Below are 18,222 nucleotides of genomic sequence, written 5' to 3' on the forward strand. Positions count from 1 at the left end.
GTCAACTGATTGTCGGATAAATGTTGATTAACGACCCAGCCCAAGCGATGCGCTCGGCTCCCATCGCGATGTTAGGATCGGACGGGCGCAGGTCGTTGAGAGCCGCGAACACCGCATTCGTGATCGCAGCTAAGCCGACGGTAGGAGCACTGCATCGCCTCGCAGGGCGGCCCCGGCGCCTCCGAGATCAAGATTAACGAATAGCCGAAGCTGGGAGACCGGCAGGCGCCACTGAGTGACCGTAAATGGGTCTCTGGTCACGGTGGTTTGGGTGGCAGCGTTATACCCGCAAGCGCAGCGTGCCACCTATGGTCCGCGGGTCGCTCGGGCTGCCGAGGATTAGTCCGGAGTTGCCAGCCTGGATCGTCAGGTTCTGGATGTAGTCGGCATCGAGCAGGTTGCGCGCCCACACGATCAACTCCAGCCCACTGGTGAAACGGTAGCCGATGTTGGCGTTAGTAAGGTTGTAGCCGCGAATGGAGGTGAAGCGCGACAGGCTCGGGTCGCCGTTATAACCGCTGCGCGATGCGGTATCGACGTGGAGCGTCAGCGCGCCGGCGCCGAGCGGGCGGACATAGTCGAGCCCAGCGCTGATCGCGTAGCGCGGCAGCGAGGCGAGGCGGCGCCCCGTCAGGCTGCACTGGGTCGTCGCCGCGGTCTGCACCTCAAGCGGGCAGGGGCCGGCGGGATAGTCGCTGTACTCGCCCTCTGAGTAGGCTGCGCTGGTGCGCGCGCTCAGGCCAGGCAGGATCAGCGCGGCGACGTCGGCCTCGACGCCCTTCACCGTCACCTCGGGAATGTTGGAGAGATAGCCGCGCAGCTGCACCGTCTGCGTCAGCGAGTTCTCGACCACGGTCGCCTGGAAGTCGTGCACCTTGGTGTAGAAGGCGTCGAGGTTGAGGATCAGCCGCCGGTCGAACAGCGTGTTCTTGACCCCGACCTCATAGGTCTCGTTGCGCTCGGGCCGCACCACCGCGGTGGCGAGCACCGGCTGGTTGGCATTGTCGAGCGGCAGGCCCGACATGTTGATCCCGCCCGACTTGAAGCCGCGCGCGTAGCTCGCATAGGCCATGGTCTGCCCGGTCACCTGCCAGGCGACATTGCCGCGGCCCGACAGGCTGCCGTCGCTGTCGTGCGCCTCGTAACTCTGCGGCCGCAATACGCCGAGTCTCGCGTTGATCAGCGCGGTGCTGGTGGTCGCGGGGCCGCCGGAGACGGTGATGGTGTAGTAGCCGTCCTTGTCCTCCTGCGTGTAGCGTAGCCCGAGTGTCGCGGTGACCGCGGGGACGATCCGGTAGTTGACCTCGCCGAACGCGGCATAGCTGAGGCTGCGGAAGTCTGTCCGCCCGTCCTGGCCGTAGCCGTCGAGCAGGTTGGACGGCACGGGCGTGTTGTTGGCGCCGGTGGTCGTGCCGATCAGGTAGCGCGCGGCCGCGGGGCCGTAGATGCTGATGGGACGACCGGTGAGCCGCTGGCGGAAGCCGTAGAGGCCGGCGACGTAGGACAGCCGACCATCGCCGTTCGAGGCGAGGCGCAACTCCTGGCTATATTGGTCCTGGCGCGAGGGGATGTGCTGCGAGAGCTGCACCGGAAGGCCGGTATAGTCGCGGTCGTTCTCCGCGTCCCAGTTCCAGAAGCGCCATGCGGTGACCGAGGTCAGCGTGGCGAAGCCCAGGTTCCAGTCGGTGATCGCACTGACGCCGCCCTCGTTGGTGTCCACGCCGAGCGGGCCGTCGATGTCGGTCTTGCGATCATAGGGGTTGGTGCTGGCGGGTGCGTAGCCGAACTGCGCCGCGAGCCCGCTCGGGCCGCCGAACTGTCGACCGGCTGCGCGCTGGCTGGTGCCCGTGCGGAGATACACCTGTCCGCAGCAATAGGCCTGGAAGTTGGTGAAGTCCGCGATCAGACGCATCTGGATCGCGTCGTCGGGCTTGAACAGCAGCTGGCCCCGCACCGCCTGCGTGCCGAGCGTGTTGGTATCGCGCCCCGTGCGCACGTTGCTGATTACGCCATCACGGCGTGTCGACACGCCTGAGACGCGGTAGGCGATGCTGTCGGTGATCGGGCCGGAGACCCAGCCCTTAGCCTGAACGGAGTTGTACTCGCCGTAGGAGAGCTCGGCGAAGCCTTCCCGCGTGAAGCTGGGCGCGCGCGATGTGATGTTGAGCGCGCCGGCGGTGGTGTTCTTGCCGAACAGCGTCCCCTGCGGGCCGCGCAGCTCCTCGACCTGCTCGATGTCGGCGAAGTCAAATGCCGCCGTCGCGGGCCGCGCGTGATAGACCTGGTCGACATAGAAGCCGACGCCGGGCTCCAACCCGTCATTGGCCTGGCTCACAGCGACGACGCTGGAGCCGAGCCCGCGGATCGTGAAGGCGGTGTTGCGCGGGTTGGCCGACGAGTAGTTGAGGCTGGGGATCAGCGTCGTCAGCCCCTGCGTGTTCACCGTGTAGCTTCGGTCGATGAGATTCCCGCCGACGACCGACAGCGAAGTGGGCACGTGCTGGGCATTCTCTGCGCGACGCCTCGCGGTCACGGTGACGTCGGGCAGGCCGTCAGTGTCGCCTACAGCTGTCGTGCTTTCGGCCGCCGCGTCAGTCGCAAAGGGTACGTTCTGGGCGAGAGCGGCTTCGCTCAGCGCAGGCATGGCTACCGCACACAGGAACACTGCGAGACGCGTCGACATCGTGGAACACCCCAGTTCGCGGTCATCGCCGCACCATTATGTTCCGCCGTATACCGAGACGGTATTCTGCCGTATATAGTCAGGGTGCCAGGTGACGTATCGTCTTGGCGTCACTCCTGTGGGCGGGGCTGGTCGCGCAGGTGAGAGCGCAACCGTTCATAGGCCTCGTGATTGGCGATGCGCGCTGCCTCTCGCTCCATCTCGCGATACGCCTCGAGCACGTCCTGTCCTGTAGAAGTGATCCGCGCGCCCCGCTCGCGTCCGCCGCCTTTCAGCGTCTCGACCAAAGGCGGCTCGAAGCAGCGGTTCATCTCGTCGACGAGCATCCAGGCGCGGCGATAACTCATGCCAAGCGCTTGTGCCGCGGCCGTGATCGACCCATGCGCGCCGATGGCCTCGAGGAGATCGGCCTTGCCGGGTCCTAGAGCGAGCGCATCGCCGCAGGCTATCTGCAGCTTCAGCCATAGCGGGCCGATCTTCATCTCACTTGCCGATCATCACGTCGCTAGCCTTGACGATGACTGTAACGGTGTCCCCCTCGGCAAGGCCAAGCTCCTGAATCGCCTCCTCGGTGATACTGGCCGTCACGACGTTGCCACCGCCGATGTCGACCTTAATCGAGCCGTTTACGGCTCCAGGCGTGATCGAGGTGATCTTACCGGAGATCTGATTGCGGGCGCTCAGCTTCATCTTAGTTCCTCATGTCTACGCCGGCTACAGCTCGCCGAAAGATCGTGCCGGCGCCTCAGGACGTTCGCCGCGCTTGTCGTAAGTGTGCAGAGGGTACCCGAAAGCCGTCCGGCCGCAATCCTCCCAAGGCCCGACCAGGATCACCGGCGTTGCGGCGCGTCACCCGTGTCCGCCGCAGAGATGAATGGGCGTCCGAAGTTGGGAGTTGGGCAGGGCGCTTGGAGTGACCGCTTTTGGGTCCTCGGCACGAGAGGGCAGGGGGCCGCAAGCGGGTGCTCGCGACATAGGGCGAGGCGTGAGAGGACTGAAGACTGTGGTAGTTCTCGCCGCCGCCTAGCCAACCTAAGCGACTTGGTTCGTCTCTTCGGGCGCAAGAGCGGCATTTCCGCCGCCGCTTTAAACCTTCGTACGCGCCGGCGGTTGTTCCTGTGGTGTCCTGGTGAAGAGGACCACCTGCATCGCCATCGAGCTGCTGCTACCGCCCTACCGGTCAGAGAGCCAGCTTTACCCCGGAACGCACCCGCGTGTCCCCTGGGAGAGGTGAACCTGTCGCCCCGGACGCGTTGGTCAGGTTCTCTCCTGCCAACCATATACCGAAGCGCTTACCCATGCGCACACTGAACTTCGCATCGAGAGCGAGTGCTGGCTCAACTCGAAGGAGCGCCAGGAAAGTGTCTGGTCTGGTGCTGATCTGCCGTGTCGCTGAGGTGTACCTCATCGCTATAGAAGCGGATAGGGAGCCACGACTTCCATCAAGGATGAAATTTGCCTTGTGGCGGGCTGTTCCGAGGCTGGGCGCGAGTGAGTATTTGATCGCGGGTGAGGTGCCCGGCAGCGTGTCGTTCGTCTCGGTAAGGGTGTAATTAGCCCGCCAATTGAGCATAGGCGTGATCGCGCCTTGTCCGGAAAGCTCGAGGCCGTAGGTAGTGAAGCTGCCCACATTGGCGACGCGCGTCACAAGGAAGGGGTCGAATCTGGGCTGCAGTTCCAGCACCGGATCGTCACCTGGATAAGAGATCGCATCGTTGGTCCGCGTAAAAAACGCTGCGGACTTAAATTCCGCCTGTTCTGACAGCCGTATATCGTAGGCAGCCTCTGCGCTCCACACCGTGACAGGTTTGATGCGAGGGTCGCCTGCGACGAGCACCGGCAATGGTACGCCGACGAACGATACAGGGACGTTCATACCGAAGACCACGAGTGATGGAGCCTGAACCGCTCGTCCGCCGTTGATCCTCAGTGACTGGCGCTCGTCGAGCCGCGCCTGCAACCCGGCGTTGAAGCTGAAGGCTAGAAAGCTCCTATCGAAATCCGCCGGCACGTCGGCGGTTAACCGCGCCAATGCTCCCGACTGGCCCAGCGACAGACGGTCCAGGCGCCCGGCAACGTTCAGCGTGACGTGATCGTCGAGCTTCTTGTCGTACATCGCGTTCGCCGCGAGCGCGGTGTACTCGATCGTTCGAGAGAAGCTGATACCGCTGTCCATGCTGTTGTGGCGGTATTCAAGGCCTAGACGTGCCGTGTCGTCTCCCAGGCTGAACAGCGCAGAGGTCTGCGCCACAGTAGTGACGGCTGAGAGCTGGAAGGTCTGAAGAGCCGCGATCGGCATAGCACCGGGGTCGTTTGCTCCCAAGCCGTAACGAGCGTCCAGCCAGTTGGCGTAGACGCTGGCCGACAAGCCGCCCCACGACGTGTCGCGGTCGATCCGCAATCCAGCGTTCTCGGTTGCATATCGTTGGCGACTGGCGATCTGCGTCACCAGAAGCTCGAGTTGCTCGTTGCGAGCCAACCCGCCGCTGATCGTAAGGCTCGTCTGTGGATCAATCGCTACGCTCATAGCGGTCGATAGCTCATCGCGCGATACGTCACCGCTACGAGTAGGCTGTAGCTGGTCGCTGGGGATACGACGCTCCCCCTCTCGCATGTGACCGCCGGAGAGGCGCACGCCGACTGAGGACCCGACAGGTACGCTTATCGCACCGGCAAGGCGACGATAATCGTGGTTCCCGCCCTCGATGCTGGCGGTGACCCGGGGACTGCTCAAGGGGTCATCGGTGATGATGTTCACCACACCGCTCGCAGCGTTGAAGCCGAACAGCGCTCCCGATGGACCACGCACCAGCTCGATTTGTCGCACCTCCTCCAGCTGTATGCCCAGCAGGTTCCAGTCGGTCATTCCATAATGATCGAGGTAGACCTGCCTGCCGTTCACGAGCACCAGAAGGCGTGGATTGTAGGTCTGCACGCCGCCACGTACCGCCACGTCGCTCTGCCCTGCCGTCCAGCGGTTCACGTCGATGCCAGCGTAGGTCTTCAGCAGACCCGGCACGTCCTTTGCCGGAGAACGATCAATCTGCTCTCGGGTGATGATGATGGTGGAGGCCGGCGTGTCAGACTGACGCTGCGGCTTGCCCGTCACGCTCGTCGTGACCGGCTCGCCAACGGTCTGTTGCAACGCCTCGTAATCGACCTGTTGCGCCTGTACTCCGGGTGCACACGCGACCAGGACAGCCGATGCCAGCAGGAGGCAACGCACACTGGCGGTCATGCTCAGATTTCCTTGACGAGCATCAGGAAGGCAGATCCGAAGCGGATGCCGTTGCGCCGGGCCGCAGCCCTGCTGACGATGATCTGAGTGCGATCAGCGCTGGTGATCCCAACCACGCACCGCTCGGCCATCACGCAGGTCGTGTCGGATGTGATCGTCAGGATAGACCGAGACGTGGCCGCCTGCGCGACATCGTCGTGATGCGGTCGTAAACTACTCGTGACGAAGGCGGCTTTCGCACCATCAAGCGCGGCGAGGTTCGATGTCGTAACACGACGAGTCTTCAGTCGCGCCCGTCCCACCTGTGTGGTTGTAGCCAGCGCCCTCTCGATAGTCACCGCTTCGGCTTCCGATGTTGCGTTGCCCGGCTGGTAGACAATAGCTACGGGCAGGATGCCTTGCGGCGTTGGCTGAATGAACGAAATCACGCGCGCGGCTACCGGCACGTTGAGCCCGGTTGCCGGCGTAGACGCCGAGGACCAGCACGCCATGGCTACCGCGCCGATCGACCTGGTGAATATTTTGAGGCTCACGATCGTCCCGATCAGTTCGGATTTGCCCCTAGCGCTACGCCGATACCAAATGGTTAAGGCCGGCCTCGGCGGGCACGCGGCTATGCCGCCTCGCAGTGCCGCTCAGCGCACAACGGCAGGACGTCGACTAAGGCCGCAGGTCGACCGAAAAGGTAGCCCTGTCCTCTGGTGCAGCCCTTGCCGGATAGTAAGCCAGCTACCTTCTCGTCCTCAATGCCTTCTGCCGTAACGGCCATACCGAAGCTGGCAGCAAGCGAGAGAATGGCGTCGACAAGCTTCTCGCTCTCCACGCTCCCATGCAGCGTACGAACAAAGGTTTGGTCAATCTTGATCTTATCAAACCTCAAGCGCCGCAAATTTGCGAGGCTGGAGTAGCCGGTGCCGAAATCGTCGAGCGCAATTGACATTCCCGCGTTTCGAAAGGTCTGGAGGACGCTCTCTGCTAGCAGCACGTCATCCATGACTGCATCTTCTGTGATCTCGATCTCGATCCTTGCTGGGTCGACCCCATGCTCTTGAATGATTGCAATCAGCGACGCCGCCAAGTCGGGCTCCATCAGCTGTGTCGGCGATATGTTGATGGCCAATCGGATATGAGACGGCAGGTCGGCGAGGTCACTACATGCCTGTGTCAGGATGCGCCGAGTCAGCGCGGTGATCTGTCTCGTGGTTTCGGCCAGTCTGATAAAGGAGTCGGGTGTCAGCAGACCCAGGCGCGGATGCTGCCATCGCGCCAGAACCTCGAAGCCGCATACCGTCCGGTCTACGAGATGCACGATCGGTTGATAGAATGGGCGAACCTCGCCGCGTTCGATCCCGTCGCGCAGCTCTCCTTCCAGACGCCGCCGTTCCAGCCGCTCGGCCTCCATCGTCGTGTTGAACCGGCATACGCCTCCCTTCATGTTCCGCTTGGCGTGGTACATTGCAACATCAGCGGCATGCAGGAGCTCGTCGGGTTCGCGTCCGTCGCGCGGGTACTGCGACACTCCTATGCTGGCCCCGGTTGTCAGCATGTTCCCCAGCCAGCCTACGGGGGCACGCAGCGACACGCTTGCCACTTCAGCAAGTGGTATCGCGGGTCCACAATGCGCCACAGGGACAAGAACGCCGAACTCGTCACCACCGAGGCGAGCGATGGTGCTGTCTGCGCCGAAGATCGAGGTGAGCCGCCGTGCCACGGCTCTCAAGATAGCATCGCCGGCAGCGTGGCCATGACAATCATTCGCTTCCTTGAAGCCGTCGAGGTCGATTAGCACAACCGCGAGCTCGCCGACGTCAGCTGTGGCTGCATCGACAGCAGCCTGCAACTCAGAACTAAAAACCCGCCGGTTCACCAAGCCGGTCAGCGCATCGGTCCGCGCGAGAACCAACGCCTCGCGCTCGGCTTCGCCACGACGGCGAACCTCCTCTTGTAGTTGCACGCCTCGAGCAGCGGCGATGGCAAGCCAGAGGTATGACAGCAGTCCCACGATGAGCACTGCCGCGATGACAACAATAACGAGGATACGTGTGCGCCAGGCCGCCGCTTCCGCATGGCGGTGAGCATCGGTGATGCCAGACCGTGCTATCCCTTTGACTTCAGTAAGGACCTTGTTGGCGTTCGCGCGGAAGGGTCTCAGCATCGCCACGCTCGTGGCAAAGTCGACCTCCAGCATGGAGGATAATACGCTCACAGCGTCATTATACGTATTAAGTTCGAGGATCACGCGATCGACGCGACGTCGGTCGCGACGTGAAAGCCTCCCTCTCTGCTGGACCAAGAGATCGCGAATTCTTGAGACGCGCGCGTGAATGGTATCGACTCGAGGACCGATGTCATACGTTGCGCCATCAGCCGCCTTGTCCACCATGACACGGTAGAGACTACCATCCTCGTGATCGAAGCTTGCCGCGATCTCGCTCAAGGTGAGCGCCGTCTCCATGTCGCGATCAACGATGACGCTGGTCGTATGCTGAACGTAGATAAGCGTGCCTAGGCACAAGGCCACGGCCATGATCAGAAGGACGATAACCGCTCGTGGCCCCGCTATTCGCCGCAGCAGCCAGCCTAGCCTGAACAGGCCGGCCTGCTGGGAGTGCCGGGCGCTTATTGGACTCAGATTTAAGCCCGGCGTTCGAAGCCGGGACAAAACCGCGCCGGTCATTCGCTGCACGGAGGAGGAGGGACGGACCTGGCCCATGGATCAGCATCGCCATTGCACGACATTGCTAAAAAATGGTGCATCAACCAGGGGGGAGTCGTAGAGGCCTTTTCCGGCAAGAAAAGACGCAAACTGGTCAAAGCACAAGCCGAGAGGGGCTGCGTACCTGCTACCCTCCCACACAGCAGCGTTCCAGCAGGTTCTTAGCTATCGTGATAGGCTTGCTGTCTGGTTTCCCTCCTCGGACGCCCGTAGCAAGCGGAGGGTTGCTTCGACCTGCTGCTTCAGTTCGGCGAGATCCAGCAGCAGGCACTCTGCCTGTGCCGACATAAGGAGAGCTTCGGCGACGACCGTAGAAGGAGCGGCTTCTGGGTGCTGGTCCATCATCGATCCCCTAGAAGGAAGACCAATCATCCTGCGGTGACGCCGCCGCCACGCTCGTCCGACGCGCACGCGCGCCGGCAACCAATCGAGCACCAACCTGCGCGGCGCGTGCCTGGAGCTGGTGAACCGACGACGCCGGTGATGCAGCCTCGCCTAGTTTGAAGCGGCTGACCTGACGCGCCATGTTTTCGGTCTCCTCGGCAAGGCTGCGCGCCGCGGCAGTGGCTTCCTCGACCATCGCGGCGTTCTGCTGCGTCACGCCGTCCATCTCGCTGACTGCGGTATTGACCTGCTGGAGCCCGATCGCCTGCTGCTCGGCGGCCGAGGCGATGTCGGACACCAAGGCGCTGATCTCGCCGATCCGCCCGGTGATGCGGCTGAGCGCCTCGCCCGCCTGCGCCACCAGCGTGACGCCGGCGTCGACCTGCTCGGTCGAGGTGGTGATCTTGCTCTTCACGTCCTTCGCGGCGTCGGCCGAGCGCTGCGCCAGCGCACGCACCTCGGAGGCGACCACCGCGAAGCCCTTGCCTGCGTCCCCCGCGCGCGCCGCCTCGACGCCCGCGTTGAGCGCGAGCAGGTTGGTCTGGAACGCGATACCGTCGATCACCGCGATGATCTCGCTGATCTCGTTGGACGAGCGCTCGATCCCGTTCATCGCTTCGACCGCGCGGCGGACGACGTCACCCGACTGTTCGGCGTCGCGGCGCGTGTCGTTCACCACGCCGTTCGCCTTGACCGCGTTGGCGGCGGTGTCGCGCACCGTGGTGGTGATTTCGTGCATCGCCGCCGCGGTCTCTTCCAGGCTGGCGGCCTGCTGCTCGGTGCGGCGCGACAGATCGTCCGAGGCCTGGCGGATGTCGCTGGCACCGTTGGTGATCCCCTCGGCGCTGGCGTTGACCGCGGTGAGCGTGCCCGCGACCGACTGCATCGCGTTGTTGAAGTCGTCCTTCAGCTTGGCGAACGGCCCGGTCAGCTCGGCCTCGATCCGTGCGGTGAGGTCGCCGCGCGCGAGCGAGTCGAGCCCGCTGCCAACGCTGTCGACGATCAGGCGGGTCTGCTCCTGCTTGGCGCGCTCGGCGGCGACGAGCTGATCGCGGAACGCCACCATTGAGCCCGCGAGCTCGCCCACCTCGTCGCGGCGCGGATCGACCGCGACCTCGGCGTTGAGGTCACCCGCGCCGAGCCGGCGCATCGTCGCCGTCATCGCCGTCAGCGGCGTGGCGATGCCGCGGATCAGCGACAGCAGCATGATAATGGTGAGGGCGAGCACCGCGACGGCGATCCCGATCGAGACATCGCGGGAGGTCGTGTAGGTCGCATTCGCCGCGGCCATGTCGCCATCCATCAGGCTGACCTGGATCGCCTTCAGCTTGCCGGCATCATCGCTGGCCTGATCATAGACCGCCTTGCTGCGGCGGAAGCTGGCGAGTGCCGCGTCGTTCTGATTGTCGTGCGACAGGGTCAGTGTGGTCTTCGACTGCGTCAGGTAGGTGCGCCAGTCCGCCTCGAATCGTTCGAACATGGATCGCGCGGCAGGGTTCTTGAGCGCCTCGCTTAAGAAGCTCGCGTTCTTGCCGACCTCTGCCGCCTGAGCCGCCGCATCGGTTTCAGCAGCAGCGATGTCGGCAGGCGCCTCTGACAGGATGCTGTTCGCCTCCGCATTTCGGTAATCCGACGTGGCCGTGTCGAGGGCCGCAACAGCGACCAACTTATCGCGCCGATCGTGACCCAGCAGCTCTGCTGCGTCGTTCAAGGTGCGCTGGCTGGTGATCGATGCGGCTGCCATGAGCAGCAGCGAGCCGAGTAGGATGCCGAAGGCAACGAGCAGCTTCGAGCTGATCTTCAGGTTCTTCACGTGCTGACACTCTCAAGGGGTATCAGCAACATAGAGCAACATATGTTAACGAGGTGCGACTGCTTGGTCACTTGGAGCGCACTCAAGGAGAGTTGGGGTTAGCGGTGCCTCCCACGAACGCCCGCAGGATCGGGTATGAAGCGGTGCCTGCAGCGGTCGCTCATAGCGACGGCACCCTCAAGATGAACAAATGTCTGGATTCGAGAGGCGGGCAGGGCCTGCGGGCTGACCGGTTTTGGGTCGGTTTGGCGTCAGTCACAGCATTCCCTCCGACAACCGCCATAACCGCTCCGCCTGCGCCGGGTCGATCGAATGCGACGCGGCGTCAGCGGGGATGCGGCCGGCCGTCAACGGCACGTCACCGTCGGTTAGCGGCGCGACGTCGTTGTCCGTCAGGTACACGCCGCCCAGATTGTTCAGCAGCGGACTGGTCGCGGCGAATACGATGGTGCTGGCGCCCTGCGCCGGCGTCTTCTTACCGCCTGCAGGATCGATGATCGGCCGCCCGTCAGCATCGATCAGCCCCATGCGGCGCAGCGCGTCAAGTCCCGCCGCAGCGTTGAGCTTGGTGCCCGCGACTACGCCGGGGTGCACCGCGTAGCCGCGGATGCCGTCGCCCGACCAGCGCGCGTCCAACCCGACCGCGAACAGGACGTTGGCCGTTTTGGACTGCGCGTAGGCGGCTAGCGAATCGTAGCCGGACGTGAAGTGCGGATCGTCCCAGCGGATGCGCCCGAACCGGTGTGCGCCCGACGACACCACGACCACCCGCGCCCGCCCGGCCGCGCGCAACGCCGTCAGAAGCGCGCGCGTCAGCTGGAAATGGCCGAGGTGGTTGACCGCGAACTGCCGCTCGTAGCCGCGCGAGTCGCGCTCGGGTCCCCCCGACGAGCCGGCGTTGTTGACCAGGATGTGCAGCGGCGCGCCGCTCGCGAGCCGCTGGGCGGCGAAGCCTTCGATCGAGGCGGGGTCGATCAGATCGAGCCGGTCGACCGTCACACCGGGCACGTCCGCCAGCGCCATGCGGGCCCGCTCGAGATCGCGCGCGCCGACCAGTACCTGCGCGCCCGCCTCGGCGAGCGCGCGCGTCACCTCCAGCCCGATGCCGGCATGCCCGCCGGTCACCACCGCGTGACGACCCGATAGGTCGATCCCGTCCAGTACCTCGGCGGCGGTGGCCGACGGGGGAAAACCGCTGCCGAGCGGATGCTGCCGATGACCCATATGCTTCGCCTCCATCTTTCCCGCGCCGTTCAAGCGAGCATGCCGCCATCGATGAGGATCTGCGCGCCGGTGATGTAGCCGGCCGCCGGCGACGCCAGGAACGCGACCAGCTCGGCCACTTCGCCCGGCTGGCCGTAGCGGCCGAGCGGCACGGTCGTCTTGATCGTCGCCGACCGCTCGCCCGCGTCCGGGTTGGCCTCGGTCGCGATCGCGCCGGGCTCGACCGTGTTGACGGTGATGCGACGCGGCGCGAGGTCTCGCGCCCAGCCCTTGGTCAGCCCGGCGACCGCGTGCTTGGTCATCGCGTAGGCGCTGGTACCGGGCGCCGGCGCGCGTTCGCTGAAGAAGCTGCCGATGTTGACGATACGCCCGTCGTCGCGAAGCGCCGCGACCGCCGCGGCCGTGGTGTACCAGACGCCGCGCACGTTGGTATCGAGCTGCCGCTCGAACGCGGCGCCCGCGATCACGCCCAGCGGTCCGTGCTCGGCGATGCCGGCATTGTTGACCAGGATGTCGAGCGGCCCGCCGAACCGCTTCACCGCCGCCTCGACGCCGGCGCGGGCGGCCTCGGGGTCGGCGATGTCCGCCTCGACGGCGAATGCCCGGCCGCCCGCCGCCTCGATGTCGGAGACCAGCGCCGCCGCGCGGTCGGGGCTGCGCGCATAGGTGATCGCGACGGTCGCGCCGCGCTGCGCCAGAAGAACGGCGATCGCGGCACCGATGCCGCGGCTGCCGCCGGTGACCAACGCGTTCTTGCCGGAGAGGTCGAACGTCGAGGGGATCATAGCAAGGCTCCAAGGGCTAGGCGGTGACACTTCGTTCCGCTATGCAAGCGGAACGTTGTTCGAGGTAGATATGGAACAATGTTCCGGATGACAAGGCTTTATGAGCGAAACCGCGACCTCCACCCCTGATGCTGGTCCCGCCAAGCCGCTGCGGGCGGACGCGCAGCGCAGTGTAGACGCGCTCTTGCAGGCGGCGCAGGAGGTGTTCGCTGCTATCGGCGTCGACGCCCCGATCCGCGACATCGCCGCCAAAGCGGGGGTGGGGCTCGGCACGGTCTACCGCCACTTTCCGCAACGCTCGGACCTGATCGCCGCGGTGTTCCGCCGCGAGATGGATCGTTGTGCCGATGCCGCCGTGCAACTCGCCGCCGAGGAGGAGCCGTTCGAGGCGTTGCGGCTGTGGATGGCGCGGTTCTCGGCGTTCTTCGCCACGAAACGCGGGTTGGCGGCGGCGCTGCATTCGGGCGAGCCGGCCTACGCGGCATTGCCTGGCCACTTCGAAGCGCGGCTACGACCGGCACTGGAGGGGCTCTTGGTCACGGCGCAGGGGGCGGGGCGCGTCCGCGGCGACGTCGCCGCGGACGAGCTGCTCGGCGCGGTCGCACGTCTGTCGATGTCGGATGCCGACACCACGCCGCAGACGCAGCGCATGGTGATGGTTCTGGTGGATGGCCTACGCATCGGCGCGTATTAGATGAGGCTCTGTTGCGCTTCCCAATATGCCAGCTCTGATCCGACCTCTCGAACCGGCTGACATCCCCAGAACACCATCGTCCCCGCAAGCTGACGGCGCCGCGAGCACAACCGAAGCTCAACATCGCCTGCCCAGCCACATGAATGGATGGCAGAAAGTGGGGAACTGAAAAGAGGTCGCGAATGACCGCAATTGGGTCATAAGAGCCACGGATCATGCCGTGGATGTAATACTCGAAAGCACGAACTCAGCTCAGCTTGACGCCTGCTCATGCAACCATTTACGCTGGCGACCCGCCGTCCCCAAAACAGCCATTCGTAAAGCGCGATCTTTTCCGCTTCTCCGCCTCCGACATGCCATTTTGGGAAGGAGCAATTGGGAACAGATTTTGGAAAAGCAGGTGCTCTGGGCGACCGCTGCCGCGGTCTCCTGAGCAACTGTCCCGCTATGGGTTCCCAATGGGAAAGCTGCGACTGTCTCGCTGTCCGTTCCCAATCGGAACGCCGGATCAGTGAGATCGAGCGTGTTAGTCGCTCGCTGGACACTCGCTGGCTGTCGGGCCAAGCTGGTTATCGACGTCAGTTTTGGAGGTAACAATGGGCAACGGTGGATCGAGTGATCGGCACCTTCTAGAGCAAGCCAAGGCTGAATTGCGGGAAAATGATCAAGGTCGCGCCGCCGCTATTCTGAAAGAGGTAGCCGAACGTGGTGCCGCCAACGCGAAAGCCAAAGTCGTAAACGACGCTGCGTAACCAATGCTAGACGCAGCGCAGGTCTCGCGCAGCCTCATTCCCTTTTGACCATCGATTCCAAGAACGCCCGCGCGGTCTCGCTGGGCGTTCCCTTTTGAAGGCGCGCTGCCCCCCGGCATTCAGGGCGAGCATCCCCAACACCATCAACTTTGCGCGTCAGGCAGGAAGACCAAGCCCAGCAGCCGGTCGATCCCGATATGGTGCCGAATAGACCGTTCGCGGATCGATCGTTGTCGATCGGCAGGGACGCCATGAGCGTTGAATCGTCGTACCATGTCGTCCGGCGCCATGCCGGCAACACCAGCCAGGGAGGATAGTGGAGCGTCAACCAGCGCCGTCATGATCGGGCGTTCCAGTTGCGGCCCTGTCACCCGCCCCCAGGCGAACAGCGATGTGGCTAGCAGGGCCGAGAAGCACAACAGGCTAACGCGACCCCACCGGGTTTTCAGATGGTTCCTGAGCGGGCGCCAGTTAGCCACGATGTGCCCGCCCGCGCCGACCAGGAAGAACCAGGACAGCCATTGATGGGCAACGGTGGTCAGCCCGGTGTTCCAGCCGAAGAACATTAAAATGCCGGTCGCCGCCATCAGCAGGAAGGCGCCGATCGTGAGCGGGGTGGCCCAAGTGCGAACGGTGGTAGGTTTAGCCATCTACTTTGCCCGCCATGCTAACCTGTAGAAGGTAGGCATCCAGCACCGCATCTTCGCCGGCGCCGACAATCGCCCCGATATAGCCATCCGGTCGCACCAGCACTCGATCGCCGGCCGCGACACCATAGGCAGCCCGGAACTGTCCGGCATCGTCGGCAAGGTCGCCGCGCTGCCCGATGGCATGGGCGTGCAACCCCGGCCGCGTTGCCATGGACGCATCGCCATAAGTCAGCAGTGTCCAATGGGGACCTCTGAATAGGTCGAACAATCGATGCGGCTGTCCGGCTGCACCCCGGACATGTGCGTCGGGCGCTCGGTCACCGGCGAGCAGGACGCCGTGCCGTTCCGGCGCTTCCACGGCCAGGAAGGATTCGGGATAGCCGATGTCGAGCTGATGCACGTCGCGCCCGCGCCGCATCTGGCCGCGCTTCATGGCATCGAGCAGGCTGGTCGCGAGGCCAAGCATGGCTTGGGCGACGGGGCGGCGTTCCGCCTCGTAGGTGTCGAGCAGCCCATCGGGAGCGCCGTGCAGGACCGCGTCGAGCTTCCAGCCTAGGTTGTAAGCATCTTGCACGCTGGTGTTCAGACCCTGCCCGCCGGTCGGGGGGTGGGTGTGCGCGGCATCGCCCACGAGAAAGACACGGCCGACCCGGTAGCGATCGGCAAGGCGCGCGTTCATGTGGAAGGCAGATGCCCAGGATACCGAGTGGACGAAGGGATCGTCCCGCCCGGTTCGCTCGCGCAGCAGAGCGGTGAGCCCGGTGACCGATAGGTCGACGTGGCCTTCCAGCGGGATCGGTCCCTGGAGCTGGAAGAGATCGGTGCCGGCAAGCGGGCAGGCGGAAATCTGGCGCTGCATGTCGCCCTCGCCGAAGCGGTGCCACACGTCGCGTGACAGGCCGGAGAGCATTACATCCGCGACGATGGCGCGTACGCCCAGCGTCTTGCCCGGAAAGCCGATGTCCAGGGCATGGCGAACGAAGGAGCGGCCGCCGTCCGTACCGACGAGCCAACGGACGCGGACCGTCTCCTCGCCGGCCTCCGTCGCGATCCGCGCCGTCACCGCATAGTCGTCCTGCGTGAAGCCGAGCAGTTCGCAGCCAAACTCTGGGCCGTGGCCCAGTTCCGTCAGCCGCTCCCGCATCACACGCTCGGTGAGAAACTGGGGCACCATCAGCGGCAGGTGATAGGGCTCCGCCGGCGTCGCGGGCTCCGCCTCCACCACATCGGCATCGGTGAAGCTGCCGTCGTCCGCATATTTGCGTTGCTTGGGGAAGAAGCCCCCCGCCGCCACGATCCGGTCGAGAATGCCAAGGTCCTCGAACACCTCCTGAGTGCGGGGCTGGATGCCCTTGCCGCGCGAGCCGCGGAAGGGATCGTCCAGCTTCTCGATCAGCCGGAACGAGACGCCGCGCCGGGCGAGGTCGATCGCCAGCGTCAGGCCAGCCGCGCCCGCGCCGCAGATGAGCACATCCGCTGCAAAACCGTTTGTCATACCATGCTCCATATGTGTAATATGCACCTAGATTGGGCGACGGTTGGAGTCAAACAGAAACGTGCATAATACACCTAATTCGGCATTGCTGCGCGAACTGCACGGCGCGCTGATCGACATCGTTAGCGTCATGAACCGGCCGCAGCGCGACGAGGGAATGGTCCGCGAGGCGGGGATCGCACTCGATCGGGCGCTGTTCCCGCTGCTTGTGATGGTGGAACGGCTGGGACCCATCGGCATCGTCGACCTCGCCGACCGGGTGGGGCGCGACTACACGACGGTTAGCCGACAGGTCACCAAGCTGGAGAGCCTCGGCTTCGTGGAGCGCCGTTCAAGCCCAACAGATGGGCGGGTCCGTGAGGCAGTCATAACCGCCAGTGGCAAAGCCCTGACCGACAAGATCGACATGGCGCGTGAGGCAACGGCGCGCACGATTTTTGCCGATTGGGCGAACCAGGATGTTGCCGATCTTACCCGCTTAATGCGCCGCTTCGCCGATGCGGTGCAGAACGACCCCACTCAGCAAGGCTAACACTGTTTCCCAAAACACCATCCCAATGGGAATGCCTAGGCCGTCTCGACCGCCGTTCCCAATCGAGAAGGCATCGCCGCTAGTCCGCCGCGAGGCGGGCAACCTCTTTGAGGCGGCGATGCGCCTCGCGGAAGCTGTGGCCGGTCATCATGTCATCCATCCGCGTGGCAAGGCGCGCCCGCCCGTTCCGGGCCGCCCAGCGCCGCAGCCCCCACATGCCGGCCCACCCAATTACCCCGCTCGCGACGGTCGTGAGGAGCCACGCACTGATCCCGATCGGACCCAGCATGTCGGCGCCCCACAGAAGTCGGATAACCACGGCCATGAACGGGAGCCACAGCACCCACCAACTCGCGCCGAGCATCCAGCCCGATATCAGCTTGATCCTGTGCAGCCGGGCCATGTGCTCTTCGGTTTCGATGATGGGGGCGGTCACGTCGATCCGCACGGCGTGGGTAAGACCGGCTATCCCGAGCGCGATCATGGCTGCCCCGAAGAGATTGATGAGCAGCCCGCTGGCGAACAGCAGCCCCGGTCGCGCCAGCAGGCCGCTCCATACCGTTCCTCCTGCAACGGCGAAGATGATGCCGGCACCGATCTGAACGATCTGCCATTTGCCGAGCGCATCAATGCCGTGCCTAGCCTTGCGGACGGCGACCGTGCCGGGAAAGACCAGTTCGCGGTCCCCGCCCTCAAGCATCGCCACCGCAGCTTTCAGCGCGTCGGTGTCCATCGTCAGTTCCTCCGTCATGCCAGCTCCCTCCGGAGCTTCTGTTTGATGCGGTCGATCCGGGTGCCGACGGCGCTTTCGCCGAGACCGACGATTTCGCCGATCTCGCGATGGCTGCGCTCATCGAGGTAGAGCAGCAGCACCGCCCGGTTGAGCGGATCGAAGCGAGCCATCGTCGCGTGCAGTGCGTCGAGCGCGTGGTTTGCAGCGTGGTCCGGGCCTGTCGCGGCTACCGTGTCATGGTCGATGGTAAGCGGGATCATTACCCGCCGCTCTCGATAGACCGAGCGTACATGTGACAGCGCGACGTTGAGCGCCACGCGATACATCCAGGTCGGAAAGGGCCGCGTATCGTCGTAACGAGGCCAAGCCGCCCAAAGATTAGCCAGCATGTCCTGCACCAGATCGGCGCGGTCGTCAGGATCGCTGGCATAGGTAGCCGCTACCTTGCGGACGATGCCGGCATGATCCCGGATCAGTCCCGCGAACTTCTCGCTATCCCTGATCCCCCTGCTCGCCACTGTTT

Annotated in this window: 15 protein-coding genes; 2 read left to right on the forward strand and 13 right to left on the reverse strand. The window is 64.5% G+C overall.

Translation table 11 applies throughout. The annotated features are described in order from the left end of the window. Nucleotides 1-280: 280 nt before the first annotated feature. The 9 genes from FHY02_RS21395 to FHY02_RS21435 all read right to left on the reverse strand — a co-directional run bounded on the left by FHY02_RS21395 (nt 281) and on the right by FHY02_RS21435 (nt 12,843). Nucleotides 281-2,683, reverse strand: a complete 2,403-nt coding sequence (locus FHY02_RS21395; RefSeq protein WP_183926151.1) for a TonB-dependent receptor — start codon at nt 2,681-2,683, stop codon at nt 281-283. 110 nt (nt 2,684-2,793) lie between these two features. After that, nucleotides 2,794-3,165 (reverse strand): winged helix-turn-helix domain-containing protein, encoded by a 372-nt coding sequence (locus FHY02_RS21400; RefSeq protein ID WP_183926153.1) that lies wholly within the window; start codon nt 3,163-3,165, stop codon nt 2,794-2,796. Nucleotide 3,166: 1 nt separating this feature from the next. Next, the gene (locus FHY02_RS21405) at nt 3,167-3,373 is read right to left on the reverse strand and encodes a molybdopterin-binding protein (protein WP_183926155.1); all 207 of its coding nucleotides are present in this window, start codon (nt 3,371-3,373) and stop codon (nt 3,167-3,169) included. Nucleotides 3,374-3,863: 490 nt separating this feature from the next. Further along, the gene (locus tag FHY02_RS21410; RefSeq protein ID WP_183926157.1) at nt 3,864-5,921 is read right to left on the reverse strand and encodes a TonB-dependent receptor; all 2,058 of its coding nucleotides are present in this window, start codon (nt 5,919-5,921) and stop codon (nt 3,864-3,866) included. A gap of 2 nt (nt 5,922-5,923) precedes the next feature. After that, the gene (locus FHY02_RS21415; RefSeq protein ID WP_183926159.1) at nt 5,924-6,454 is read right to left on the reverse strand and encodes a YfiR/HmsC family protein; all 531 of its coding nucleotides are present in this window, start codon (nt 6,452-6,454) and stop codon (nt 5,924-5,926) included. 80 nt (nt 6,455-6,534) lie between these two features. After that, nucleotides 6,535-8,448: a bifunctional diguanylate cyclase/phosphodiesterase gene (locus tag FHY02_RS21420; RefSeq protein ID WP_183926162.1), complete on the reverse strand. Its 1,914-nt coding sequence runs from the start codon at nt 8,446-8,448 to the stop codon at nt 6,535-6,537. 541 nt (nt 8,449-8,989) lie between these two features. Further along, the gene (locus tag FHY02_RS21425) at nt 8,990-10,834 is read right to left on the reverse strand and encodes a methyl-accepting chemotaxis protein (RefSeq protein ID WP_183926164.1); all 1,845 of its coding nucleotides are present in this window, start codon (nt 10,832-10,834) and stop codon (nt 8,990-8,992) included. A gap of 255 nt (nt 10,835-11,089) precedes the next feature. Further along, a complete protein-coding gene (locus FHY02_RS21430; RefSeq protein ID WP_183926166.1) occupies nt 11,090-12,058 on the reverse strand; it encodes an SDR family NAD(P)-dependent oxidoreductase in 969 nt (322 codons plus the stop codon). A gap of 29 nt (nt 12,059-12,087) precedes the next feature. Then, on the reverse strand, nt 12,088-12,843 hold the full coding sequence (locus tag FHY02_RS21435; protein WP_183926168.1) for a 3-oxoacyl-ACP reductase family protein: 756 nt from the start codon (nt 12,841-12,843) through the stop codon (nt 12,088-12,090). A 100-nt stretch (nt 12,844-12,943) separates the two neighbouring features. On the opposite strand from FHY02_RS21435, the gene FHY02_RS21440 reads away from it, so the two are divergent. Next, nucleotides 12,944-13,537 (forward strand): TetR/AcrR family transcriptional regulator, encoded by a 594-nt coding sequence (locus tag FHY02_RS21440; protein ID WP_183926170.1) that lies wholly within the window; start codon nt 12,944-12,946, stop codon nt 13,535-13,537. Between the two features lie 895 nt (nt 13,538-14,432). Here the strand turns inward: FHY02_RS21440 and FHY02_RS21445 are convergent. Together FHY02_RS21445 and FHY02_RS21450 are read right to left on the reverse strand one after the other, a co-directional pair. Further along, nucleotides 14,433-14,939, reverse strand: coding sequence for a DUF4405 domain-containing protein (locus tag FHY02_RS21445; protein WP_183926172.1), 507 nt, complete (start codon nt 14,937-14,939; stop codon nt 14,433-14,435). Beyond that, entirely contained in the window at nt 14,932-16,434 is a 1,503-nt protein-coding gene (locus FHY02_RS21450) for an FAD-dependent oxidoreductase (RefSeq protein ID WP_183926174.1), read from the reverse strand. Before FHY02_RS21450 ends, FHY02_RS21445 begins: the two co-directional genes overlap by 8 nt. Before the next feature lie 85 nt (nt 16,435-16,519). On the opposite strand from FHY02_RS21450, the gene FHY02_RS21455 reads away from it, so the two are divergent. Then, entirely contained in the window at nt 16,520-16,966 is a 447-nt protein-coding gene (locus tag FHY02_RS21455) for a MarR family winged helix-turn-helix transcriptional regulator (protein ID WP_260173060.1), read from the forward strand. Nucleotides 16,967-17,045: 79 nt separating this feature from the next. Here FHY02_RS21455 and FHY02_RS21460 read toward each other — a convergent pair whose 3' ends face one another. Continuing rightward, nucleotides 17,046-17,717: a hypothetical protein gene (locus FHY02_RS21460; RefSeq protein WP_183926175.1), complete on the reverse strand. Its 672-nt coding sequence runs from the start codon at nt 17,715-17,717 to the stop codon at nt 17,046-17,048. Next, the gene (locus tag FHY02_RS21465; RefSeq protein WP_183926177.1) at nt 17,714-18,217 is read right to left on the reverse strand and encodes an RNA polymerase sigma factor; all 504 of its coding nucleotides are present in this window, start codon (nt 18,215-18,217) and stop codon (nt 17,714-17,716) included. The genes FHY02_RS21460 and FHY02_RS21465 overlap by 4 nt, the downstream gene beginning before the upstream one ends. Between the last annotated feature and the right edge of the window lie 5 nt (nt 18,218-18,222).

It is taken from the genome of Sphingomonas sp. BK069 (genome assembly GCF_014193405.1).
Classification (GTDB): Bacteria; Pseudomonadota; Alphaproteobacteria; order Sphingomonadales; family Sphingomonadaceae; genus Sphingomonas.

Excerpts from the sequence above, each read along its gene's own strand:
- FHY02_RS21400 (WP_183926153.1), bottom strand. The coding sequence starts at position 3,165 with ATGAAGATCGGCCCGCTATGGCTGAAGCTGCAGATAGCCTGCGGCGAT.
- FHY02_RS21420 (WP_183926162.1), bottom strand. The coding sequence starts at position 8,448 with ATGGCCGTGGCCTTGTGCCTAGGCACGCTTATCTACGTTCAGCATACG.
- FHY02_RS21445 (WP_183926172.1), bottom strand. The coding sequence starts at position 14,939 with ATGGCTAAACCTACCACCGTTCGCACTTGGGCCACCCCGCTCACGATC.
- FHY02_RS21460 (WP_183926175.1), bottom strand. The coding sequence starts at position 17,717 with ATGACGGAGGAACTGACGATGGACACCGACGCGCTGAAAGCTGCGGTG.
- FHY02_RS21435 (WP_183926168.1), bottom strand. The coding sequence starts at position 12,843 with ATGATCCCCTCGACGTTCGACCTCTCCGGCAAGAACGCGTTGGTCACC.
- FHY02_RS21430 (WP_183926166.1), bottom strand. The coding sequence starts at position 12,058 with ATGGGTCATCGGCAGCATCCGCTCGGCAGCGGTTTTCCCCCGTCGGCC.
- FHY02_RS21450 (WP_183926174.1), bottom strand. The coding sequence starts at position 16,434 with ATGACAAACGGTTTTGCAGCGGATGTGCTCATCTGCGGCGCGGGCGCG.
- FHY02_RS21440 (WP_183926170.1), top strand. The coding sequence starts at position 12,944 with ATGAGCGAAACCGCGACCTCCACCCCTGATGCTGGTCCCGCCAAGCCG.
- FHY02_RS21395 (WP_183926151.1), bottom strand. The coding sequence starts at position 2,683 with ATGTCGACGCGTCTCGCAGTGTTCCTGTGTGCGGTAGCCATGCCTGCG.
- FHY02_RS21405 (WP_183926155.1), bottom strand. The coding sequence starts at position 3,373 with ATGAAGCTGAGCGCCCGCAATCAGATCTCCGGTAAGATCACCTCGATC.
- FHY02_RS21410 (WP_183926157.1), bottom strand. The coding sequence starts at position 5,921 with ATGACCGCCAGTGTGCGTTGCCTCCTGCTGGCATCGGCTGTCCTGGTC.